The organism is Stackebrandtia soli (genome assembly GCF_965137155.1).
Taxonomy (GTDB): Bacteria; Actinomycetota; Actinomycetes; order Mycobacteriales; family Micromonosporaceae; genus Stackebrandtia; species Stackebrandtia soli.
This window is the reverse complement of the sequence record NZ_CBCRZX010000045.1, coordinates 12,575-36,698: the sequence shown is the minus strand read 5'-3', so window position 1 is coordinate 36,698 and position 24,124 is coordinate 12,575. Positions and strand designations below refer to the sequence as shown.

At 66.0% G+C, this 24,124-nt stretch carries 17 protein-coding genes and 1 tRNA gene; 3 read left to right on the top strand and 15 right to left on the bottom strand.

Going from position 1 to position 24,124, the window contains the following annotated elements; translation table 11 throughout:
• Window positions 1-62: 62 nt before the first annotated feature.
• A tRNA-Trp gene (locus ACM9NP_RS19925) sits at window positions 63-138 on the bottom strand.
• Between the two features lie 303 nt (window positions 139-441).
• On the opposite strand from ACM9NP_RS19925, the gene fahA reads away from it, so the two are divergent.
• Complete coding sequence (gene fahA, locus ACM9NP_RS19920) at window positions 442-1,644, top strand: fumarylacetoacetase (RefSeq protein WP_415648269.1); 1,203 nt, start codon at window positions 442-444, stop codon at window positions 1,642-1,644.
• A 287-nt stretch (window positions 1,645-1,931) separates the two neighbouring features.
• Entirely contained in the window at window positions 1,932-2,681 is a 750-nt protein-coding gene (locus ACM9NP_RS19915; RefSeq protein WP_415648268.1) for a metallophosphoesterase family protein, read from the top strand.
• 285 nt (window positions 2,682-2,966) lie between these two features.
• Here ACM9NP_RS19915 and ACM9NP_RS19910 read toward each other — a convergent pair whose 3' ends face one another.
• Window positions 2,967-3,938, bottom strand: a complete 972-nt coding sequence (locus ACM9NP_RS19910) for a hypothetical protein (protein ID WP_415648267.1) — start codon at window positions 3,936-3,938, stop codon at window positions 2,967-2,969.
• 407 nt (window positions 3,939-4,345) lie between these two features.
• Between ACM9NP_RS19910 and ACM9NP_RS19905 the strand changes: the two genes are divergently transcribed.
• Window positions 4,346-5,251 (top strand): endonuclease/exonuclease/phosphatase family protein, encoded by a 906-nt coding sequence (locus ACM9NP_RS19905; RefSeq protein ID WP_415648266.1) that lies wholly within the window; start codon window positions 4,346-4,348, stop codon window positions 5,249-5,251.
• A gap of 269 nt (window positions 5,252-5,520) precedes the next feature.
• Here the strand turns inward: ACM9NP_RS19905 and ACM9NP_RS19900 are convergent, their stop codons facing one another.
• The 13 genes from ACM9NP_RS19900 to ACM9NP_RS19840 all read right to left on the bottom strand — a co-directional run bounded on the left by ACM9NP_RS19900 (window position 5,521) and on the right by ACM9NP_RS19840 (window position 24,021).
• Window positions 5,521-6,798 carry a type II toxin-antitoxin system HipA family toxin gene (locus ACM9NP_RS19900; protein ID WP_415648265.1) on the bottom strand — a complete coding sequence of 426 codons (1,278 nt, stop codon included), beginning with the start codon at window positions 6,796-6,798 and terminating at the stop codon, window positions 5,521-5,523.
• Window positions 6,798-8,537 (bottom strand): DUF262 domain-containing protein, encoded by a 1,740-nt coding sequence (locus ACM9NP_RS19895; protein ID WP_415648264.1) that lies wholly within the window; start codon window positions 8,535-8,537, stop codon window positions 6,798-6,800. The genes ACM9NP_RS19900 and ACM9NP_RS19895 overlap by 1 nt, the downstream gene beginning before the upstream one ends.
• A gap of 130 nt (window positions 8,538-8,667) precedes the next feature.
• The gene (locus ACM9NP_RS19890; protein ID WP_415648263.1) at window positions 8,668-12,555 is read right to left on the bottom strand and encodes a DNA-directed RNA polymerase subunit beta'; all 3,888 of its coding nucleotides are present in this window, start codon (window positions 12,553-12,555) and stop codon (window positions 8,668-8,670) included.
• 101 nt (window positions 12,556-12,656) lie between these two features.
• Complete coding sequence (gene rpoB, locus ACM9NP_RS19885; RefSeq protein ID WP_415648262.1) at window positions 12,657-16,088, bottom strand: DNA-directed RNA polymerase subunit beta; 3,432 nt, start codon at window positions 16,086-16,088, stop codon at window positions 12,657-12,659.
• Between the two features lie 323 nt (window positions 16,089-16,411).
• Window positions 16,412-16,831, bottom strand: coding sequence for a type II toxin-antitoxin system death-on-curing family toxin (locus tag ACM9NP_RS19880; protein ID WP_415648261.1), 420 nt, complete (start codon window positions 16,829-16,831; stop codon window positions 16,412-16,414).
• The gene (locus ACM9NP_RS19875) at window positions 16,828-17,025 is read right to left on the bottom strand and encodes a hypothetical protein (RefSeq protein ID WP_415648260.1); all 198 of its coding nucleotides are present in this window, start codon (window positions 17,023-17,025) and stop codon (window positions 16,828-16,830) included. Before ACM9NP_RS19875 ends, ACM9NP_RS19880 begins: the two co-directional genes overlap by 4 nt.
• Before the next feature lie 42 nt (window positions 17,026-17,067).
• Entirely contained in the window at window positions 17,068-17,817 is a 750-nt protein-coding gene (locus tag ACM9NP_RS19870; protein WP_415648259.1) for a hypothetical protein, read from the bottom strand.
• Entirely contained in the window at window positions 17,814-18,416 is a 603-nt protein-coding gene (locus ACM9NP_RS19865) for a hypothetical protein (RefSeq protein WP_415648258.1), read from the bottom strand. The genes ACM9NP_RS19870 and ACM9NP_RS19865 overlap by 4 nt, the downstream gene beginning before the upstream one ends.
• Window positions 18,413-19,684 carry an MCE family protein gene (locus ACM9NP_RS19860; protein ID WP_415648257.1) on the bottom strand — a complete coding sequence of 424 codons (1,272 nt, stop codon included), beginning with the start codon at window positions 19,682-19,684 and terminating at the stop codon, window positions 18,413-18,415. Before ACM9NP_RS19860 ends, ACM9NP_RS19865 begins: the two co-directional genes overlap by 4 nt.
• Window positions 19,685-19,686: 2 nt before the next feature.
• On the bottom strand, window positions 19,687-20,805 hold the full coding sequence (locus tag ACM9NP_RS19855) for an MCE family protein (protein WP_415648256.1): 1,119 nt from the start codon (window positions 20,803-20,805) through the stop codon (window positions 19,687-19,689).
• Window positions 20,802-21,917, bottom strand: coding sequence for an MCE family protein (locus ACM9NP_RS19850; protein ID WP_415648255.1), 1,116 nt, complete (start codon window positions 21,915-21,917; stop codon window positions 20,802-20,804). The genes ACM9NP_RS19855 and ACM9NP_RS19850 overlap by 4 nt, the downstream gene beginning before the upstream one ends.
• A complete protein-coding gene (locus tag ACM9NP_RS19845; RefSeq protein ID WP_415648254.1) occupies window positions 21,917-22,957 on the bottom strand; it encodes an MCE family protein in 1,041 nt (346 codons plus the stop codon). The genes ACM9NP_RS19850 and ACM9NP_RS19845 overlap by 1 nt, the downstream gene beginning before the upstream one ends.
• On the bottom strand, window positions 22,957-24,021 hold the full coding sequence (locus ACM9NP_RS19840) for an MCE family protein (RefSeq protein WP_415648253.1): 1,065 nt from the start codon (window positions 24,019-24,021) through the stop codon (window positions 22,957-22,959). Before ACM9NP_RS19840 ends, ACM9NP_RS19845 begins: the two co-directional genes overlap by 1 nt.
• Window positions 24,022-24,124 lie beyond the last annotated feature (103 nt).

The window sequence follows — 24,124 nt, the reverse complement described above, 5'->3', positions numbered from 1 at the left end:
TCTCATGGTGACGCAAGCGAAAGGCCCTTGATCAGTGGTTTCACCGATCAAGGGCCTTCGTCTGGCAGGAGTGACAGGACTCGAACCTGCAACCTGCGGTTTTGGAGACCGCTGCGCTGCCAATTGCGCCACACTCCTTCAGCCGGAAAACCGGCTGACGGCCATCTTACGTCAGCGATCACCCCGATGTAAACCGGGTTGGCGCGGCGGTCCGCCTGTGGGCCCCGATCGATGGCCCGCCAAGCAATGAAGCCGAACCCGAGCCGACACGCGCGGGCGGACTTCGGGACCGTCGGCGGCGGTGTGGCGAGCGCGCGGGAAAGGAGCCTGCCCAGGTCCTCCTCGTCGGCTCGGCCGACATGGCCCGATCGTCGCAGCAGGACAGCGGGTTCACCGACGGCCTCTTATAGGCTGGCGCCGGTCACAGACAAGGAGTCACACATGAGCTGGGTGCTGATCCCGCAGGGGTCCCACTTCCCGATCACGAACCTCCCGTTCGGCGTTTTCTCGTCCCCTGGGCGGGACCAGCGCATCGGTGTCGCGATCGGCGAGCAGATCCTCGACGTCCGCGCCGCCGACGAGGCGGGGCTGCTGCCCGATCTGAGCGGCGCCCTACGGTTGGACACATTGGATGGATTCCTCGCGGCGGGTCGCGTCTACTGGCGTGGCGTTCGCTCCCGGATCGCCCAACTCCTGTCCGAACCCGCGCACGAGCCGGTCGTCTCGGGAATGCTTGTCGCGCAAGAGGACGCGACGATGCACCTGCCGTTCACCGTCGCCGATTTCGTGGACTTCTACGCGTCGGAGCAGCACGCCACGAACCTGGGGAAGATGTTCCGGCCCGACTCGGCGGCGCTGCTACCGAACTGGAAGCACCTGCCCGTCGGATACCACGGGCGGGCGGGCACGGTCGTCGTCAGCGGCACCGACGTCAGGCGGCCGCAGGGCCAGCGGAAGGCCCCGGACGCCTCGGAACCGACCTTCGGTCCGTCCGCGCGGCTCGACTTCGAGGCGGAGGTGGGCTTCGTCGTCGGCACGGGCGCGCCCGGACCGGTGTCGACGGCCGACTTCGCCGAGCACGTCTTCGGCGTCTGCCTCGTCAACGACTGGAGCGCCCGCGACATTCAGGCATGGGAGTACGTTCCGCTCGGCCCGTTCCTCGGGAAGTCGTTCGCGACGTCGATCTCCCCGTGGATCGTCTCGCTCGACGCCCTCATCGACGCGCGAACCGACGGCCCCGCGCAGGATCCGACGCCGCTGCCTTACCTGCGCAGCGACCGCCGGTGGTCCCTGGATCTGGCGCTGGAGGTGACGTTGAACGGCGAGACGATCTCGCGTCCGCCGTTCGCGAGCGTCTACTGGAGCGCCGATCAGCAGCTGGCGCACATGACGGTCAACGGCGCGAGCCTGCGCACGGGCGACCTGTTCGCCTCCGGGACGGTCTCCGGCGACTCGCCGGAGCAGCGCGGTTCGCTCATCGAGTTGTCTTGGGGCGGAAAGGAACCGATCACGTTGACGGACGGTTCCAGCCGTTCGTTCCTTTTGGATGGTGACACGTTGACGATCTCGGCGACGGCGCCGGGCGTCGACGGGACCAGGATCGGTTTCGGCTCCGTGTCCGGGACGATCCAACCGTCCATCTGAGAACGGGGCGACGTCGGGTCTCTCGCGCACCTCGGTGTGCGGGCGATCCGGCGCCACGGCGCAAGGTCGGCGATGTTCGGTCCGATCCCGGGCGCGGTGGGTGATGGCCCCGGATGGGCTCGCGACCTCGGATCGGATGGGTAGTCGCCCCGGCCGAACACGACACCGCCCGACGTCGCCGCGCCGAGCGTACTCACGTTGCGCCCCAGTAATAGCGGAGACGGCGGAGTTGTCCGCTGAGCGCGGAATCGGCCCCGCCGGCATGGTCGTCGGCGTACGGTGGCGTGATGGTCGATCGCGTCGCCGTACTGTCGGATATTCATGGGGTGCTGCCCGCATTGGAGGCGGTGCTCGCGGAGCCGGACGTCGCGAGCGCGGACCGCGTCGTCGTCACCGGTGACATCGCGGCCGGGCCACAGCCCGTGGAGGTGCTGGACACGCTCGTCGCCTTGGGCGAACGCGTCGTGTGGGTGCGCGGCAACGCCGACCGGGAACTGGTCGAATTCCGTGACAGCGGTGCGACGGCGATCCCGGATCCGGTGGCGCCGTGGGCTTCTCGGCAGCTCCGGGACGATCAGTTGAGTTTGTTGGCGGGTTTGCCGACGACGGTGCGCATGTCGATCGGCGACCTCGGCGAGGTGCTGTTCTGTCATGCGACGCCGCGAAACGACCATGAGGTGGTCGTCGTCGACTCACGGCCGGAACGGTTCCAGGAGGTCCTGTCGGATCTCGACCCCGCCATCGATACGGTCGTCTGTGGACATACGCACATGCCGTTCGTTCGGCTCACACACGGCGTCCTCGTCGTCAACCCCGGCAGCGTCGGCATGCCGTACGGCCGACCCGGCGCGCATTGGGCGTTGCTCGGGCCGGGCGTCGCGCTGCGCAGGACGACCTTCGACCAACGCGAGGCGTGCCGCCGGATCGCCGAGGAATCGGGATACGAGCGCGCCGCGCTCTGGGCCGACGAGTACGTCAACGCCCGCAACTCGGATGTGACGGCCCTGTCCGTCTTCGGCCCGATGGACGGGCGCTGAAGTACTCCACCGGGGCCACCCACTTGACTTTCCGTCCCGGTCACCCCACCCACCACTCCGCTTGGTTGGGCAAAAGTTCCGCTTGGTTGGGCAAATGTTCGAAACAGGCGTGATTTCGCAATTTGCCCAACCAAGCGNGACGTTTAACCAACCAAGCGGAGATCGGGCGGGCTTCTCAACGGTGGTGTGCGGACCGGTTCAGGTTCGAACCCGGTCCTCGGTTGTGTCGGGGTCGACCCTGGGCTGGTGTCAGGTTCGGGGTCGGGGGCCAGCCCAGGGCCCGTGTCAGGTTTGGGCGTCAGGCTTCGTGTCAGGACCGGCACCTGGGCCGGTCTCGGGTTTGGGGTCGGCGCCTTGCAGGTCGAGCATCGATCGGCGCACCCACGCCGCGACGATCGGGAAGATCAGGTACAGCAGCGCTGCGGTCCGGTCGGTAGCCGCCGGTACCCGCATGACGTGTCCCGCGCCGACCCGGACGCCCTCGGCGAGCACACGATCGCCGCCGAGTTCGATGACCCGCGCGTGCCAGACGCGTCCCTGGCGCTCGATCACACCGGGTCCATGGTCGTTCCCGCCGCCGTCCGCCACGGACACCAGGCGTTCGGTCACAGTGGATCGAATTCGTCCGACGACGGCTCCCGACGCGTCCGTCAGCGTCACCTCGCGATGCCGATCACCGAGCATCCGGGCACGCAAGCTCCACTCCGCCCCGTCGGCTTCGCGGCGAACGCGGACGAGTTTCTTGTTCCCCGACAGCGTGAACAGCCTCGTACCGTCCATGCCCGTGATCGACTTGGGCTCGCAGCGGGCGACGACGTCGCCGGGATCGGATCGAATGAGCAGTTCCTTCGCGGCGTCGGCGGAGACGCGTCTCTGTCGCAGCATGCGGCGGGTCGCGTCGGCCAGCACGGCGGCGGCGATGACCGGCACGGCCAGATCGATGGCGACGTCGAGCGCGGAGGACACGTACGCGCCCATCGGCCCGAGCCGCGCCTCGACCGTGCTTCCCACCTCGGGTTCGCGCGCGAACCAACCGCGCAGGTCGTCGGTGGTCCGTTCGCCGTCGACCGTCCACGTCCCGGAGCACTCGTAGTGTCCACCGCTCTTGCCCGAGCGCTCCCACTCGCAGGCGGTGATGGTCACGTCGACCCGCTGGCCGAGCGTGACCGTGTAGGCGAGAAGCACGCCGAAGACCAGGATCGGCCCCATCAGGGCCAGCAACAGGATGATTCGGTTTCGAAAGGGGTTCCGCCGCATGGGCCCACGATAGAGCCGCCTCGCCATCCGGTCGAGACACTATGGACCGACCGTCAGGTATCGATAACATTCGACGTCCACAGTGATGGTCCGTCGACACTCATCGAACGGGCCCGGCCGCCCGACGGGCTCGATCCCCGAGAGCCGGTGCCGCGTCGCCGCGTCAACGCCGCGGCGAACGCGATCGACGAACCCACAACCCGGCCATAGCGACCCCGACTCGGGACGCCCCGTCGCGCTCCCGACCACGCACGCACGCACGAGAGGGAGACCAGTCCCGAGCAAAAGCGCTGGCGCGCAACGAAACCTTACGACCCGCTAACGGACTCGGCGTCACCGTTGACGTGGGGCGGCGAACCCGGTTTCGTGAGGAAGGCCGCCCTCCCCCACGACAGGAGTCACCCACAATGGATATTCCGATGCGTCGACGCGCCGTCTTCGGACTCGGCGCGACGGCCGGCCTCGCGGTACTCGGGCTCGACGTCGGCACCGCGCACGCGGCGGGTCCGTCGCTGCCGATCCTTGGTCCGCCCCAGGGAAACCGTCTACACGTCATGTCGTTCAACATCCGCGTCCCAGTGGACGGCGGAGCGCGCTCCTGGGGCAACCGACTGCCCCGGATCGTACGGGTCGTCAAAGCGGAGCAGCCGACGATTCTCGGCACTCAGGAGGGCCGGAAGAGCCAGATCCAGGATCTCGTGGACCGGCTGCCCGGTTATCGCTTCGTCGCCAGGCCGAGCGAGGCGGGCGGCCGAGGCGCGACCTGCGCGATCCTCTATCGACATGACCGCCTCAAGAAGATCGACAGTGGACATCTGTGGCTGTCGGACCGCCCGCATCAGGCGGGTTCGATCACCTGGGGGAATCGCTTCCCCCGCATGATGACCTGGGTGAAGTTCGAGGACAGGAACACCGGCAAGAAATTCATCCACGTCAACACACACTTCGATCACGTGTCCTCCGAGTCGAGGCGCAAGTCCGCGCGGTTCGTCCGGCAGTGGATCCGCGACCGGAGTCTTCCGACGCTCGTCTCCGGCGACTTCAACACGACGCCCGGAAGCACTCCACACGACACGTTGACGTCCGGGAAGGTGTTCGACACCTGGAACCGCCCCGAGAAACGACGGACGCCCTCGTTCAAGACCGCCAACGGTTGGAACCCGGTGCCGAAGCGCAGCGACCGCCGCATCGACTGGATCCTCGGGACCGACGGGGTCGCCGTCCACGCCACCGCGATCAACACCTGGGTCACGAAGCACCGCAACACCCCGTCCGACCACTGGGCCATCCAGGCCGTCGTATCCCTGCCCTGATCCCTCACGGGACCCGCGACAGGCACCGACTCCGGGGCGATCCGTTCGATTCACGATCTCCGCCGAGTATTCGGCTCATCCGCCGGTCACGGAGTCCAAAGGTCGAGGGCGCCCACGTCCAGGCGAACGCGAACACGAACACGAGCCGCCACGATCCCGACAGCGCCCCGGACACGCCGCTGCCCCCGTCCGCGAACGGACGGGGGCAGCGGTGTTTATCCGATTAAAACTGTCCGATGTCGAACCTCAGCTCAACGAACCGAGAGTTCTCACCATCCCCTTGAATGGAACGTGAACCAGTCGCTCAGGTGCTGTCTCGATCCTTCATCGGCCAGCCGACCGAGAGCCTCCGGGAGTGCTCCTCTAGCACGCACCGCGAGATCGGACACAACGTCGGCCAGCTGTGCCTCACTGATCCCGAACCGAGAGTCGAGACGCTGCTCGAGCCGATCAAACGAAGACGGGACGATCCCGTCGAAACGCCTTCCTCCGTTGAACTTCAACGCCAAGTCCTCAATGTCGCCGTCGTCTCGATAGACGAATGTAGACACGAGATCGTAGACAGGAGCCAGTCGTGCCGTGAGCCGATCGCGGTAGATCATTGACCAGTTCTTCAGATGAGCGTCACCGTTCCCGATCAGGACGCAAAACGCGAGCCGACGAGCGAACTCCTGCAGATCCTCACGATGCCGGCCTCGATAGATGAGCGCCCCGACGGTCTCGTAGCTACCTTCATACTTCGCACCCGGATAGCGGTCGAGGATCTGAGTGAAGTCCTCTATGTGGATCGGTGTACGGCGCTCGTCGTCCGCCCGGTCGAAACGCTTGACCGCATATGCCCATTCCTCCCCGCGGGGCCAGAGCCGATCCGGAACCGCTGGAAGTTCCTCCCGATGTACAAGGCGGGTTTCGGGAACATCGATCCCGGACTCCGCCGCGAACCGCATCATCGCGAACTCGTTGTGGGGAACGCCGGAGAAACCCTGATCAGGAAGCTTGACTATCCAGTCGCCCCGTTCACCGTACGCGGGAACTGTCAAACGGTCCCCACGCTGCAACATGGACAGTTTCATGGCTACACCGGCGAGCGAGAACCTCCAGGGTTCGGGTTCTCCAGACTTCGGCCCGGAGAACCCTGGCGGTTCCTCCCAATTGCCTTCGGCATCCACCGTGTCTGCCGGGACGACCTGAACCGCGCCAGGCAGATCGTGTCCGATCGTCGCCAGTAGTTCCATCTCGCGATCCGCCGACACGTGCCCGGCATCGGCGATCCAGCGGCGAAGCGCCCCTTCGGGCAACAGATTGGAGAACCAGGGCGGCAGCCGAAGCGCCGCGCTGTACGGGTCGTCGAGCCGCTCTTCGAAACGCATTCCGAGTACTGGACGCCTTGGGTCGCTTCGATAGTCCTCGGTCACTGCGAAGCGAACGTGGTCGCCCCGCTGACTGAGCACGCCAATGCGGTGCCCATAGAGGATCACGGCATGGTGTTTCTCAATCAACGTCACACAGTCAGTATCCAGGTCCGACTCGATCTGGCCTGACCACATCAATCCATGTCGTGAAACAGGAACGAGCTCAACGGAGGCGCGTCCTCACGTTTCCACTCCGCCATCCGATCACCGAATACGTTGAGGTTGGCGTCAATCGTCCGCTGGCGGTTATCCACGAACTCTGCCGTGTTGTCCCACTGCAGATACGTCGCTGCCTCACGAGTCATACAGTGAGACACCAGCACCTCATCCCATTCACGAATGGACAGGCCGCCGTACGGCCGAATGAGAGCAAGCGCCGCCTCATTGACGGGGTCCTCCACGCTCGGAAGCAGGATCCTGATCGCAGCCGAGCCGCGCAGGTCAGACGGCAACGAGGAGGGCTGTATCAGCTCTTCGACAGCGGATCTCGGAGTGACGTCATCGCCCAGGGCGGAGGCAAGATCATTCACCGTGTACAGATCACCCGTGAACGGTGAACGTGGCCGCAAAGACCACCATGAGCACAGCAGGATCTTGGTACTCGCGCTGTTCGTTTTGAAGGCCTCAACGGAGACGGTCTTTGTACGTTGCTGTCCGACGGCTTCCAACAGTTGAGAGACCGATTGGAGCTCGCTACCTGGCACGACCATCCCCGCGAGTTTGCGCGCGAACAAGGTGAAGCTTCCGCTGAAGGCGGCAGGGCCGGTGAATGACGCCCGCCAGAAGAACCGGCGGAGAAGATCGCGATGTCGTGGGTGTGGATCGGGGAAGTGGGCAAAAAAACGCGTCAATACCGCGAGCAGGGCCCGATAAGGAAGAAAGGAGAAATGCGGAGTCTCACAATGAGCTTGGACAAAACGAACCGCCGCCGCCATCGCCCTCTCGGTCTCATCATGGGCAGTTTGCTCATCCTCGTCCGCGAACTCTCCATTGACACGAGACCGCGTCGCGTCGAACTCTCCATGTGGGTCGCGAGTGATGTCAGGGCCTCGCCGAGCCAACAGACATGACAGAACCGTGTCATCGTCGATCCGTCCGAAGTGCGTGGACTCCGCCAAGCGTTGGGAGATCTGCGTAAGTCTGGAACTTGTACGAGTCGGTGGCTCATCTCCGGCGTACAGCGCGGAAAAAACCTCAGCACGACTCAACCGTTTCCCGAAGTTGTTCATCCGGTCGAAAATGTCGGTGAGGATCTTTCGATCTTCTTGGGCCACGAGATACGTCGGAATCCTGTACTCAAGGATTCGCTTGGCGATCGCCCTGGCTGGTTTGAAGTACTCAGGAGGTCCCTGGTTTCCGGGACTGAACCATTCGATCAGTTTCTCGAGATCGAAGAGCACAGGCAACGGAATGTGCTTCGGTTCAAGCTTTCGAGGAGCGGGAACGAACTGCTCCTCCGCGAGATCGTAGTAGACGTCGAATGGCTTCGTCTTGTGACCGGACGGGTCCAGCGCGTTGGCGAGACTAACGATACGCTGCTGACCATCCACAACCCACCACGCAGCGTCACTCGCCTCAGCGGACACCGTCAAGTTCCCGAGGGACACCTCCGAAACGGGCGAACGGCGAACCCAGAACAGCAACGTGCCAATCGGATATCCCCGACTGATGCTGTCGAAGAGCCGGACGACATCCTTCGACGACCAGCGGAAATCGCGCTGAAAGTGCGGAACGCGGATCTTTCCCTCCCACGCCTTCTCGACCAGGTCCTCTAGGGAATGTGTCTCCGCACTCGGCTGTGTGTCTGAAACCGCCATACCGTCCTCCGCCTCTTCGCCCCCTGCCGCGCACCCGCCACGATCAGGCGTGATCATTGCATCACAAGCGCCATTGTCCACGCACATCAGGTCGGTAATTGCACATGTACCAATGAAATCGCCACAGCGCCCCGGACACGCCGCTGCCCCCGTCCGCGAATGGACGGGGGCAGCGGTGTTGATCCGATTAGAACTGTCCGATGTCGAAATCGTCCAGCGGAACGGCCTGGCCACCGGGGGTACCGAAGCCGAAGGCCGGGACCGGGTCCTCGTAGCCGCCCATCGAGTAGACGCGCGCCTTCGCCTCCTCGGTCGGCTCGACCCGGACGTCACGGTACTTGGAGATACCGGTACCGGCCGGGATGAGCTTACCGATGATGACGTTCTCCTTCAGACCGATCAGGGAGTCGGACTTGGCGTTGATCGCCGCGTCCGTCAGCACCTTCGTGGTCTCCTGGAACGACGCCGCCGACAGCCACGAGTCCGTCGCGAGCGACGCCTTCGTGATACCCATCAGCTGCGGACGACCCGACGCGGGCTCGCCGCCTTCGGCGACGATGCGACGGTTCTCGTTCTCGAACTGAACGCGGTCCACCAACGAACCCGGCAGGAACTCGGTCGTGCCGGAGTCGATGATCGTGACGCGCTTGAGCATCTGACGAACGATGATCTCGATGTGCTTGTCGTGGATGAGCACGCCCTGCGAGCGGTACACGTGCTGGACCTGGTCGACGAGGTGCGTCTGCACCTGACGCGGACCGAGCACGCGAAGCAGCTCGTGCGGGTCGATCGTGCCCTCGGTGAGCTTCTCACCGACGCCGATGTGGTCACCGTCGTGAACACGCAGACGGACACGACGCGACACCTTGTCGACGACGATCTCCTCCGAGCCGTCGTCGGGCGAGAGGACGATCTTGCGGGACTTGTCGGCGTCCTCGATCCGCACGGTGCCGGCGGCCTCCGCGATCGGCGCCTTCCCCTTGGGGATACGCGCCTCGAAGATCTCCTGGACACGCGGCAGACCCTGCGTGATGTCGTCACCGCCGATGGCCGCACCACCGGTGTGGAACGTACGCATCGTCAGCTGGGTACCCGGCTCACCGATCGACTGGGCCGCGATGATGCCGACGGCCTCACCGAGGTCGACCTTCTGACCGGTCGGCATCGACCGGCCGTAGCAGGCCGCGCAGACGCCCAGCTGCGACTCGCACGTGAGCACGCTGCGGACCCGGACGTCCTTGACACCGGCCGCGACCATCTCGTCGATGAGCGGCTGGGTCAGGTCAATGCCCTCGCTGACGATCAGCTTGCCCTTGGCGTCCTTGACGTCCTCGGCGAGCGTGCGCGCGAAGACCGAGGTCTCCGCGTGCTCGTGCACCATGAGGCTGCCGTCGATCTCCATCGCGATCGGGGTCCGAACGGCGCGCTCGGTGCCGCAGTCCTCCTCGCGGACGATGACGTCCTGGGAGACGTCGACAAGACGACGCGTCAGGTAACCCGAGTCGGCGGTACGCAGAGCCGTGTCGGCCAGACCCTTACGCGAACCGTGCGTCGAGATGAAGTACTCCAAGACGCTCAAGCCCTCGCGGTACGACGACTTGATGGGACGCGGGATGATCTCGCCCTTCGGGTTGGCCACCAGACCACGGATAGCGGCGATCTGACGCAGCTGAAGCATGTTGCCTCGCGCGCCCGAGTTGATCATCTGCCACAGCGGGTTCTCCTGCGGCAGATCCTCGCCCAGCGCGGCGGCGATCTCGTTCGTCGCGCGGGTCCAGATCTCGATCAGCTCGTTACGGCGCTCCTCCAGGGTCAACAGACCGCGGAGGTACTGCTTCTCGATGCGCTCGGCGTCCTTCTCGTAACGCTCCAGGATCTCCGGCTTGGCCTTCGGTCCGACGACGTCCGCGAAACCGATGGTGATGCCCGACCAGGACGCCCAGTGGAAACCGGCCTGCTTCAACGCGTCCAGGGACGCGCCCAGCTGGACCTTCGAGTACCGCTCGGCCAGGTCGTTGACGATCTCCGACAACTGTCCCTTGCGGACCTCATAGTTGACGAAGCGGTAGTCCATCGGCAGGGTCTCGTTGAACAGGACCCGACCCAGCGTCGTCTTGATCGTGATCGGGACACCGGGCTCCGCGCCCTCGACGGGCTGCGGGCCGGAACCCTGGTCGATCGCCGGAATGTCATCGACGCGAATCGACACCGGAGACTGCAGGTGCAGCTCACGGCGGTCGTACGCCATCATGGCCTCCGACACCGACGAGAACGCGCGGCCCTCGCCGGCCAGGCCCTCACGCTGGTGCGTCAGGAAGTACAGACCGATGATCATGTCCTGTGTGGGCATGGTGACCGGACGGCCGTCGGACGGCTTGAGGATGTTGTTCGCCGACAGCATCAGGATGCGGGCCTCGGCCTGCGACTCCGCCGACAGCGGAACGTGGACGGCCATCTGGTCACCGTCGAAGTCGGCGTTGAACGCCGTGCAGACGAGCGGGTGAATCTGGATGGCCTTGCCCTCGACCAGCTTCGGCTCGAACGCCTGGATACCGAGACGGTGCAGCGTGGGCGCACGGTTCAACAGAACCGGGTGCTCCGTGATGACCTCTTCGAGGACATCCCACACCGCCGGACGCGCGCGCTCCACCATTCGCTTGGCGCTCTTGATGTTCTGCGCGTGGTTCAGGTCGACGAGACGCTTCATGACAAAGGGCTTGAACAGCTCCAACGCCATCTGCTTCGGCAGACCGCACTGGTGCAGCTTCAGCTGCGGACCGACGACGATGACCGAACGGCCCGAGTAGTCGACTCGCTTGCCGAGCAGGTTCTGACGGAACCGGCCCTGCTTACCCTTCAGCATGTCCGACAGCGACTTCAACGGCCGGTTGCCCGGACCCGTCACCGGACGCCCACGACGTCCATTGTCGAACAACGCGTCGACGGACTCCTGAAGCATGCGCTTCTCGTTGGCGACGATGATCTCGGGCGCGCCGAGGTCGATGAGCCGCTTCAAACGGTTGTTCCGGTTGATGACACGGCGGTACAGGTCGTTCAGGTCGGACGTGGCGAAACGGCCACCGTCCAGCTGCACCATCGGACGCAGCTCCGGCGGGATCACCGGAACACAGTCGAGGACCATGCCCATCGGGCTGGAACCGTGCGTCGCGAACGGCGCGACGACCTTCAGGCGCTTCAGGGCGCGGATCTTCTTCTGGCCCTTGCCGTTGGCGATCGTGTCGCGCAGGCTCTCGAGCTCAGCCGTCAGGTCCAGGTTCGCCAGCAGTTCCTTGATCGCCTCGGCGCCCATGCCGCCGGTGAAGTACTCACCGAAACGGTCGTGCAGCTCGCGGAACAGCATCTCGTCACCGATGAGCTGCTTGACGTCGAGCTTGCGGAAGGTGTCGATGACCTCTTCCAGGCGGTCGATCTCGCGCTGGGACTTGTCCCGGATCTGGCGCATCTCGCGCTCGCCGGAGTCCTTGACCTTGCGGCGGACATCCGCCTTCGCGCCCTCGGCCTCCAGCTCCGCGAGGTCGGCTTCGAGCTTCGCGGCACGCTTCTCGATCTCGGCGTCGCGGCCGTTCTCGAGCTGCCGCTTCTCCGCCGAGATCTCGTTCTCCAACGTTCCGAGGTCACGGTGCCGGGCCTCGGCGTCGACCGAGGTCACGACGTAGGCGGCGAAGTAGATGATCTTCTCGAGGTCCTTCGGCGCGATGTCGAGGAGGTACCCCAACCGCGACGGAACACCCTTGAAGTACCAGATGTGCGTGACGGCGGCGGCGAGCTCGATGTGGCCCATCCGCTCACGACGCACCTTCGAGCGAGTCACCTCGACGCCGCAGCGCTCACAGATGATGCCCTTGAAACGGATCCGCTTGTACTTGCCGCAGTAGCACTCCCAGTCCCGGGTGGGACCGAAGATCTTCTCGCAGAAGAGGCCGTCCTTTTCCGGCTTGAGCGTCCGGTAGTTGATCGTCTCCGGCTTCTTGACCTCACCGTGCGACCACTGGCGGATGTCCTCGGCCGTGGCCAGGCCGATCCGCAAAACGTCGAAGAAGTTGACGTCGAGCACTTAACTTTCCCCTTGCAATGGTTGCGATCTCGCTGGCGTCGTTTCGATCCACAATGGCGTCGAAAGCGGAGGCCGGCCGGTGGGCCGGCCTCCGTGTGACGTCATGCTCCTTCGAGGTCGACGCTGCTCGGCTCGTGCCGGGACAGGTCGATACCCAGTTCTTCCGCTGCCCGGAACACCTCGTCGTCGCTGTCGCGCATCTCGACGGTCGTGCCGTCACTCGACAGCACCTCCACGTTGAGGCACAGCGACTGGAGCTCCTTGAGGAGCACCTTGAACGACTCCGGGATACCCGGTTCGGGAATGTTCTCGCCCTTGACGATCGCCTCGTACACCTTGACGCGGCCGAGGATGTCGTCGGACTTGATGGTCAGCAACTCCTGCAAGGCGTAGGCGGCGCCGTACGCCTGCATCGCCCAGCACTCCATCTCGCCGAACCGCTGGCCACCGAACTGCGCCTTACCACCCAGCGGCTGCTGCGTGATCATGGAGTACGGGCCGGTCGACCGCGCGTGGATCTTGTCGTCCACGAGGTGGTTCAGCTTCAGGATGTACATGTAGCCCACCGAGATCGGGCCGGGGAACGGCTCGCCGGTACGACCGTCGAACAGGCGCGCCTTACCGTCGGAGCCGACCATGCGGTCGCCGTCGCGGTTCGGTCGAGCCGACTCGAGCAGACCCGTGATCTCCTCCAGGTGGACGCCGTCGAAGACGGGCGTGGCCACATTGGAGTCGGCCGGGGCCTCGGACGCGCCGATCGCGTTCAACGCCTTCTTCCAGTCCGTGTCGTCGCCCTCGATCTTCCAGCCGGACTTCGCGATCCACCCGAGGTGGGTCTCGAGCACCTGGCCGATGTTCATACGGCCGGGCACGCCAAGCGGGTTCAGGACGATGTCGACGGGCGTGCCGTCCGGCAGGAACGGCATGTCCTCGGACGGGACGATCTTCGAGATGACGCCCTTGTTGCCGTGGCGGCCCGCGAGCTTGTCACCGTCGGAGATCTTGCGCTTCTGCGCGATGTACACGCGGACCAGCTCGTTGACTCCGGGCGACAGTTCGTCGCCGTCGTCGCGGCTGAACGTGCGAACTCCTATAACGGTTCCGGACTCGCCGTGCGGAACCTTCAGCGAGGTGTCACGGACTTCGCGCGCCTTCTCACCGAAGATCGCGCGGAGCAGCCGCTCCTCCGGCGTCAGCTCGGTCTCCCCCTTCGGGGTCACCTTGCCGACGAGGATGTCGCCGTCGCGGACCTCCGCACCGATGCGGATGATGCCGCGCTCGTCCAGATCGGACAGCATCTCCTCGGAGACGTTCGGGATCTCCCGAGTGATCTCCTCCGGGCCGAGCTTCGTGTCGCGGGCGTCGACCTCGTGCTCGTCGATGTGAACCGACGTGAGGACGTCCTCCTGGACCAGACGCGAGGACAGGATGATCGCGTCCTCGTAGTTCTGGCCCTCCCACGGCATGAACGCCACGAGCAGGTTCTTGCCGAGCGCCATCTCACCGTTGTCGGTGCACGGACCGTCGGCCATCACCTGACCGGCCTCAACGCGGTCGCCCTCGCTGATGATCGGGATCTGGTTGACGCACGTGCCGGCGTTGGAACGGCCGAACTTGTGCAGCAGGTAGGTACGGCGGTAACCGTCGTCCTGGTGGACCGTGATGAAGTCCGCGCAGACGTCCTCGGCGACCCCGCCCACCTCGGCGACGACGACGTCACCGGCGTCGACGGCGGCACGGTACTCCATGCCGGTGCCGACGAACGGGGACTGCGTCTTGATCAGCGGGACGGCCTGACGCTGCATGTTCGCGCCCATGAGGGCGCGGTTGGCGTCGTCGTGCTCGAGGAACGGCACCATCGCGGTCGCGACGGAGGTCATCTGGCGCGGCGAGACGTCCATGAAGTCGACGGCGTCGTGGCCGACGAGCTCCATCTCGCCGCCCTTGCGGCGGACCAGAACGCGTTCATCGGCGAAGCCGCTCTCGTCGGTCAGCGGCGTGTTCGCCTGCGCGATGACGACGCGGTCCTCCTCGTCGGCGGTCAGGTACTCGATGTCGTCGGTGACGTGACCGTCGACGACACGGCGGTACGGCGTCTCGATGAAACCGAACGGGTTGACCCGCGCGAACGCCGACAGGGCGCCGATGAGGCCGATGTTCGGGCCTTCCGGCGTCTCGATCGGGCACATCCGTCCATAGTGGGACGGGTGCACGTCGCGGACCTCCATGCCCGCGCGGTCGCGGGACAGACCACCCGGACCGAGCGCCGACAGGCGACGACGGTGCGTCAGACCGGCGATCGGGTTGACCTGGTCCATGAACTGGGACAGCTGCGACGTTCCGAAGAACTCCTTGATCGCCGCCACGACGGGACGGATGTTGATCAGGGTCTGCGGCGTGATCGCCTCGACGTCCTGCGTCGTCATCCGCTCGCGGACGACACGCTCCATACGGGACAGACCGACCCGAACCTGGTTCTGGATCAGCTCGCCGACGGTACGCAGACGACGGTTACCGAAGTGGTCGATGTCGTCGCGGTCGTAGCCGTCCTCGCCCGCCTGGAGACGACAGAGGTACTCCATGGTGGCGACCAGGTCGCCCTCAGTGAGCACACCGGTCGAGATGGGCGTCGACAGGCCGAACTTCTTGTTGACCTTGTACCGGCCGACCTTGGCGAGGTCGTACCGCTTCGGGTTGAAGAACAGACCGTCCAGGAGCGCCTCGGCGTTCTCCTTCGTCGGCGGCTCGCCAGGGCGGAGCTTGCGGTATATGTCGAGCAGGGCCTCGTCCTGGCTGGAGATGTGGTCCTTCTCCAGCGTCGCCATCATGATCTCGGACCAGCCGAAACGCTCACGGATCTGGTCGTTCGTCCAGCCGATGGCCTTGAGCAGGACCGTGACGGCCTGACGGCGCTTACGGTCGATGCGCACACCGGCGGTCTCGCGCTTGTCGATGTCGAACTCGAGCCACGCACCGCGGCCGGGAATGACCTTGACGCTGGCCAGGTCGCGGTCGGACGTCTTGTCCGGCTGCTTGTCGAAGTACACACCAGGTGAACGAACCAGCTGCGACACCACGACACGCTCGGTGCCGTTGATGATGAACGTGCCCTTCGGAGTCATCATGGGGAAGTCACCCATGAACACCGTCTGGCTCTTGATCTCACCGGTGGTGTGGTTGATGAACTCCGCGGTGACGAACAGCGGAGCGCAGTAGGTCAGGTCCTTTTCCTTGCACTCCTCGATCGGGGCCTTGACCTCGTCGAAGCGCGGGTTGGAGAAGGACAGCGACATGGTGCCCGAGAAGTCTTCGATCGGGCTGATCTCTTCGAGGATGTCGTCCAGACCGCACGTGGCGCCGTCTTCGGACCGGGACCGGTACGCCTCGTTACCGATGAGCCAGTCGAAGGACTCCGTTTGCAGTGCGAGCAGGTTGGGAACTTCTAGATGTTCGGTAATCCTGCCGAACGAGATTCGTTTGGGAGCGAGCGCGCTCTTGTTGGAGCTGGTCTTCGCAGGGCGGGAAGCTGCCAAGATTCGTCCTTCCGAGGACCTGGTGGTGCGACGGCCGATGTAACGCCACTGCTTCCCCCGTTTACCCCGTACATGCCCACGCATTCCGCGTCGACGCTCAACACCCTTGCGTGAGGGCGCGAACCGGCGCATGTGACGAACCGCGGTCATGCTAAAGAGGGCGCGAGAAGGCAGCGCAAACTAGCAGTGTAGCCGAAGCATACGGCACCGTCCACCCACCCCAGCATGGACGTCGAGGAACCACCCGGTTCGATCATGTGTACGACACATGATGGTACTCGTGCGTTGCCTGTGAAACAGAATGCCTCGGCTTTCCCGTCTCGTCAAGACTTTCGGCGGTTTTCCCCGGCACGGGGTAGCGACGCGGACACCCGCTCCGAGAAGACCCGTGCGATGTGCAGCACATCCGTGTCCCCCCGTGCGATGGAGACGACGAACTCCTCGGCGGCGATCACGTCGTCGTACGCCCGCAGTTCGTGTCCGTTCAGCCGATACATGAGCCGAGCGGCCACCCAGGCGAGGCGTTTGTTGCCGTCCACGAGCGGATGGTTCCTCGCCAGGGAGTGCGTCAACGCCGCCGCCTTCTGGTGCAGCGTGGGATAGGCGTCCTGCCCGAACGCCGTCGCCTGGGGCCGGTGGGCGGCGGCTTCCAGCAGTCCGATGTCCCGGACCGCCGGAGCGTCCGCCCCCTGCACCTTCCTCGCGATCTTCAGCAGGTCCCGAAGGTCGAGGTACGCGGTCACTTCGAGAGCCGATCGAGCAGCTCGGCGTCCTCGGCCATGATCTCGTCGATGCTGACGTCGACGAACTCGTCGCGCCCCGCCAGGTGTCGGTGGATGGCCTCGACCGCGATCTCCTGCTTGGAGCGCCGCTCGGCGGCGGCGCGTTCTGTCAACATCCTGTCGTCGTCCTCGGGCAACCGCAGAGTCATGGCCATGCCTGGATGGTATCGCGTGATACCGCCGGATCGACCTGACGGCTACAGCGCCACCACGTTGACCGTCAGCCAGCGGCCGTCGACCTCGACCATCGTCAGGACGAGTCGGCTCTGGTCGTTCTTCTGGCCCTCGATCTTGGCGTTCTTCGTCGTCTGGTCCATGAACGCGAGGATCTCGACGGCGTGGTCGTACGTGGTGCCGCTCTTCTCGGTGTACGTCGTCCGGGGGTTGAGCACGGCGACGTCCACGACCTTCGCCACGACCTGGGCCTCCTGCGAGACGGCCGTCTCCTTGAGCCCTTCGGTGGCGCGCGTCCACGACTTCGCGAACTCGCCGTAGGCGTACTTCGCCCCGTTCTCGACGGACGCGTCGAAGTCGCGATGGTCGTATGAGAACAGCGCCGCGGCGGCCGTGCGCGCCGCCTTCGCGGCCCCCTCGCCGTGATCTCCCGGGCCCCACCAGGAGTTGCCGATGTACACGCCGACCGCGAGCAAGGTCGCCACGACCGCCGAGACGGCGACCTTGACGAGGACGCGGCGCAGCTCTCCCAGGGAACGACGGTTCCTGATCTTGCCCGCAGACGGACGTGGACGGGGCGAGGGACGCCGGTCGCGATCGCCGCCGGTCGGCGCGGGACGGCGGGCCGGTTTGGCCGACCGCGTCTTCGTCGCCGTCGCGGCGCGGGCCTTCGTGCCGCCGCCGCTCTTGGCGGGGCGCTCGCGTTCGGTCCGTTCGGTCCGTTCGGTCCGCTCGCCTCGGTCGCGGAGCTTGCGTGGGACATACCCGCTCATGTCGACATCTCCAGTTCCGCGAGCAGCCACACGCCGTCGACGAGCGCCATCTGCGCCTTGATCCGGTAGTGGCTGTCGATGGGTTCGCGGTCGGCCCCGTCGGCTTCTTCGCCGTCCTTGTCCTTACCGTCGTCCTTCTTCTTCTCGTCCTCCTCGGAGCCCACCGGGTTCTTGTGAATCGTGGTGGCGTCGACGGCGAGGAGGATCGTCGCGGAGTCGGAGTCGCCGTCCGAGTAGGCGGCGCGCAGGACCTCCGCGGACTGCTCGGTCGCGTACGTCATCACCGTCTCGCGGATCGTGTCGGCGGTCTTGGTGAACTGTTCGGCGAACTCGCCGGTCGAGTTCTCCTCGACGATCGCGAAGTTCTCGTCCAATGTGGTCGGCGAGATGGACATGAGCGCCTGCACCGTCACCCTGGCGGAGTCGACGGCGGCGGCGCGATCGCGGGACTCCTGCCAGTCGAGGTAGGCCATCGTGCCGAACACCCCCGCCGCCGCGAGCGCGGCGACGAGTTCGACGGTGAGCAGCGTGACGAGCCAGCGAGTGCGCCGCAGGCGTCGCCTCCGTTCCGTCTTGTCGGGCTTGACGTCTTTGGTCATCCAGTGACCCCCGTGAGGAGTAGGTGTTTCCACGATTGGTCTCCGGCCAGTTGGTACTGACCGCCGTTGGTTCCCAAGCGGATCGGTACTCCGTTGGAATCGACGAGGAAGCCGGTGGACGGGTCGTAGGCGGCGGTTTCGCCGGAGTCGGGAACGCCGGGCTCGTCGCCGTCGCCGTCGTCGGCGGCGCCGGGCAGCGGGACCGGCTGGACGGTGGGTCCCGTCGGGCCGGGGGCGTTCTGCCAGCCTCGGATCGCGGAGCCGTCGCCGAGTTCGCCGTCGGTGCAGGTGTACGGGACTCCGCTGTTGGAGTAAACGCACGGGGGCGGGTTGTCGAAGTTCAGCACGAGTCCGAAATGGGCGGTTCCGTCGCCGGGGGTGACGGTGAAGCCGCCGGCGACGGTCATCGGGTACGTGACGAGGACGGTCTCGAGGCCGGGCAGGCGTCGAACCATGACCCCGTTGACGGTGATCAGGTTGCCGAGGAGGACGCCGAGGCTCGGGTCGACGTCGTCGATGAGGTCCGTGATCTCCTCGGTCGCGGTGGGGGCGGTGTTCACGAGCGCGCGGAGGTCCTCGTCGGATTCCGCGATCGTGTCGGTGAGTTCGGCGAGTTCGTTGGCCCAGGTGCGGATGGCGTCGGCCGATTCGAGCTGGGTCGAGAGGACGGTGTTGGTGTCGCGCAGGAGGTCGATCGTCTGCGGCAGGTGCTCGTTGGCCTGCGTCACGAGCCCCGATGACGCCTCGACGAGGCGCGCGAGCGCGTCCTCGTTGCCCGAGAATGCGGCGCCGAGTTCGTCGATGACGACGGCGACGTCCTCGGGATCGACGCTCTCCAACAGTTGATCCAGATTGGACAGAAGGATCTCGATCGGCAGGGGGACGGTGACGTCGGAGAGGACCGCGCCCTCGTCCAGGTACGGGCCGTCCTCAGTGCTGGGACGCAGGTCGACGTACTGCTCCCCGACCGCCGAGCGCTGTGCGACGACGACCGCGGTGTCGACTGGAATCCGCACGTCGTCGCGGATGAGGAGTTGGAGGCGGGCGCCGTCCTCGCGCAGGGTCACGTCGCCGACCTTGCCGACGGGGACGCCCCGGTACGCGACGGCGGCGTGTTCGTACGCGCCGCCCGTCTCCTCGGTGTCCACATAGATCACGTACGAGGAGTCGAACCAGCCGAGGTAGCGCACCCCGACGATGGAGACGCCGAGCAACGTCACGAGACCGAAGATCCCGATCTGGAGCCGAAGGCGGGTCGTCGATGGCATGGCTAGTCCTCCTCGCCGTCGGTGGCGTCATCGGGGGAGACGCCGACGCCGAGGAGTTCTTCCAGGCCGCCGATGATCGGTTCGACCAGACCGCCGAGCGGGTCGGCCGGGTTCTCGACGGGTTCGCCGTCCTCGTACTCGATCGGCTTGTCACCGAGGACGTTGCCGAGGATCGCCTCCAGATCGAGGTCGAGGGTGATGTGGAGGTTCACGAAGTCGTTGGAAATCGCGTCGGTCGCGTTGTGCGGGAACGGATAGGTGGCGGCGAGCTCCAGGCCCTGCGGGAAGTGGTCGCCCGCCGCGACGAGGTTCTCCAGGATCGGTTGCAGGTCCTGGAGGATCGCGATGGTCTCGTCGCCGCTCTGCTCGATGACGTGGGAGCCGACGTCGCCGAGTTCGCCGAGCGCGGTCACGGCGTCGGTGATGAGTTCGCGCTGGTCCGCGAGGACGGTCACGCCGGGCGCGATCGCGTCGAGGGCCTCGGCGATCTCGGTGCGCTGATCGGCGAGGTCCGCGGATAGCTTGTCGAGGGCTTCGAGTGCGGTGACGATGTTCTCGCGTTGCTCGTCGAGGGACGTCATGAAGGCGTCGAGGTCGTGCAGCGTCGTCTTCAGCTCGGCTTCGCGGCCGTCCATCAGATTGACGAGTTCGGTGTTGATGGTCCGCAGTTGATCGAGTCCGCCGCCTTGGAGGACGAGGGCGAGCGCGCCGAGCACCTCCTCGACCTCGGCGCCGCGATCGGTGCGCGCCAACGGAATGAGGTCGCCGTCGGCGAGTCGCCCGGTCGGTTCCTCCCCCAGCGGGGCCGACAGGTCGACGAACTTCTCGCCGAGGAGGCTCGTCTGGCGCAGCCGGGCGGACGCGTTCGCGGGAAGTTCGACCTCGGCGTCGACGCGGACGGTGACGACGGCGGTCCAGTCGTCGAGCCGGACGTCCTCGACCCGGCCGACGGTCACGTCCGAGACCTTCACCGTCGAATAGGGAACGAGGTCGGTGACGTCCGCGAACTCGATGGTGACGACGTAACCTCCGCCTCCAGCGCCGCCCGGCAGCGGTACGGAGGCGCACCCGGCGACGAGCGTCGACGCGGCGACGGCGAGGATCTGCGCGGTGCGTCTCATGGCAGCTCCACGGGGTTGGCGCCGACGAGGGCGGCGAGTTCGGCGGGCATCTCGATGCCGGAGGCGGCGAGCGCGTCCGCCAGGTCGAAGCACGCGAGGGGGACCTCTTCGATGCCGACGGCGTGGATGAGTTGGGAGCACAGGAAACCGGCCGGGTCGTACGGCCCGAGGACGTCGTCGCGGGTGTCGAGCGTGCCGGATCGCGCGTTGTACGCAAGGTCGAGGTTGGTCAACGCGACCGGCGCGTAGTCGAGGATGGTGATGAGGGCTTCCTGTTGCCGCGCGAAGACGTCGGTGAGGCTCGCGAGCTGGTCGATGTTCTCGGTGAGGATCTCGGCGTTGTCGTCGACGAAGCGGCTGACGTCGGCCAGCGCGAGGGTCAGTTGCTCGACGGCGGTCGACAGGTTGTCACGTTCGTCGGACAGCTGGGTCGAGACGCTGGCGAGCTGCTCGTTGAACAGGGCGACCTGCGCGTCGGAGGCGGCCAGCGCCTCGGTGAACTCGGCGAGATTGTCGACGGTGCCCCACAGGTCGTCGCCGTGCTCGTCGAGGGTCTCCGCGACGTCGGCGAGACTGTCGAGTGTGGTGGCCAGGTCGGCGCCGTTGCCTTCGAGGTTGGCGCGGGCGGTCTCGACGAGTTCGGCGAGTGAGCCGTTCTCCCCGAGCGCCGCCGACAGTTCGTCCAGTGTGGCGTACACCTCGTCAAGTTCCAGGGGGACGACGGTCCGCTCGACTCCGATGTGGTCACCGTCGGCGATCTCACGGCCGCCGGTGTAGGCCGGGGCGAGCTGGATGTACCGGTCGGCGACGATGCTGGGCGGGATGACGATGGCCTCGGCGTCGTGCGGGATCGGATATCCGTCTTCGAGTTCCATGGTGACCGTGATGGTCTCGCCCGTCGGTTCGACGGCGGTGATGGTTCCGACGTGGACGCCGAGGACGCGCACGTCGGAACCGACGTAGACGCCGACGGCGCGGGTGAACTCGGCGGTCACCGTCGTCGCCGGGCCCGCGAACGGGTTCACGAAGACGACGGCCGCGAACGCGATGACGAGCGCGAGCACCGCGAGCGCGACCCGTCCGATCCGGGTCGTCGGCAGCGAGATCGCCATCAGCCCACCTCCACTTGGTACGGCTGCAATAGACCGTCGATATAGGAGTCGAACCAGCGACCGTTGCCGAGGACGTTGGAGAAGGCCTTGATGAACGGCCCCATGTTCGTGAGCGTCGCCTCCAGGTTGTCCTGGTTCTCCTGCAACAGGGTCACGACGTCGGACAGTTGCTGCAAAGCGGGCGCGAGGCGATCCTTCTGGTCGGCGACGAGCCCCTGAAGCTCCTCCGACAGCGAGATCGTCGAGACGAGGAGCTCGTGGATGGCGTCCTTGCGGTTCTCGACCTCCTCCAGCAGGAGGTTGCCGTCGGTGACGAGCTGCTGGAAGTCCTCGTCACGTTCCGCGAGCACGTCCGTGACGGTCTTCGCGCTCTCCAGGAGTTGCCCGAGTTCCTCGTCGCGCGACGCAATCGTCTCGGAGACGGCGGCGAGGCCGTCGAGCGTCTCCCCCACGTCGTCGCCGGCGTTGGCGAAGGTCTCGGTCAGGATCGTCATCGCCTGCGCGAGTTGTTCGGTGTCGATGTCGTCCACCGTCTGCGCGAGCCCGTTCACCGCGTCGACGACGTCAAGCGGCGTGGCCGTGCGCTTCAGCGGGATCGTCGCGTCCTCCAACTCGCCGTCCCCGGCGGGCTCGATGGCGAGGAAACGCTGACCCAGCAAGGTTTTCAGGCGGACGGTCGCACTCGTGTCCTCCCCCAGCTCGACGTCGGCGTCGACGCGGAAATCGACCCGGACGTGCGGGGTGGCCGTACCGAGCCCCGCCAGCTCGACCGCGGTGATCTTGCCGACCTTGACCCCCGCGACGCGCACCTCGGTTCCCGGGGTGAGCCCGGCCGCGTCCCGAAGCTGCGCCGAGTAACCGCTGCCGCCCGCGAGCAGCATCACGTCATCGATCTGGAACGCGCCGAGGACAGCGAGCAGCGCCACGACGACGGTGATCGCGCCCGTGCGAACGGGGTTGCGGCGGCGAGCCTTCAGACCCCGACGCGGCGACGGCCGACGCTTCCCGTCCGTGGGGCCCGTATCGCTCGACTCCGACATCACGGCCTCCCCGGCGCGCACCGCGCGAACGGCGAATGCAACTCGACCGGGGTGACGGACCCACCGCCCGGCAGGGCGAGCGTGCCGTCCGCGTCGCACAGGAAGAAGTTGAACCACGAACCGTACGAACCGGTCGTCGTCAGCTGCTCGTAGGTCACCGGCAGCCGCTCCAGAGTCTGCTCCAAGACCTCGGAGTTGGCGTTGAGGGTGGTCGACAGCTGGTCGAGCGCGGTCACGTCGGCGGCGAGCGGGGGGCGGGCGTCCTCGACCAGGAGGGACGTCTTCGTCGTGAGCGTTCCGATGCTGATCACGGCCTGCCCCAAGGCATCCCGGTCACCGGACAGGCCCGAGACGAACTCCCGGAGCCGAGCGATCGAGGTGTCGAGTTCGTCGTCGCGTTCCGCCACCGTCGCCAGCACCGCGTTCAGGTTCGTGATGACCGAACCGATCGTCTCGTCGTGGTCGGCGAGCGTCTGCGTCAACGACGCCGTGTGCGACAACAGGCTCTCGACCGTGGTGCCCTCACCCTGCAACACCTGAATGATCTCAAAGGACAGTTGGTTGATCTCCTCGGGCGACAGGGCCTGGAACAGCGGCTTGAAACCGTTGAGCAGGACCGTCAAGTCGAGCGCCGGGGACGTCTGACGCAGGCCGATGACGTCGCCGGGTTCGAGCATCGCGTCACCGACCGGCTCGTCCGGCGCGGGCGGCGTCAACGCGACATAGCGTTGCCCGACGAGGTTGCGGTAGCGGATCGCGGCGCGGACGCTCGCGGGAATCCGACGTTCGGAGTCCAATGTGAAGGAGATCTTGGCCGCGGGCACGTCGCCCTGTTCCAGCTCGACCGACTCGACCTCACCGACCGTGACACCGGAGATGCGCACCTCGTCGCCGGGCAACAGGCCCGTGGCGTCGGTGAACATGGCGGTGTACGAATCCCCGGACATGCGGATGCCGCCGAGCGCGTCGGTCAGCAGCGCGAGCGCCAGGGTCGTGACCAGGGCGAAGATACCGAGCTTCAGTCCCGATCCGACCGTACCGGGGCCGGCCGAACTTCTGGCCACGTATCCTCCAAGATGGACGTGCGGCAAGGGGCGTAACGGGGTTCACGTCCAGGATTTGCAGGCTAACGAACCGACCGGTAGCAAGGGAAGTACCACGAAGGTA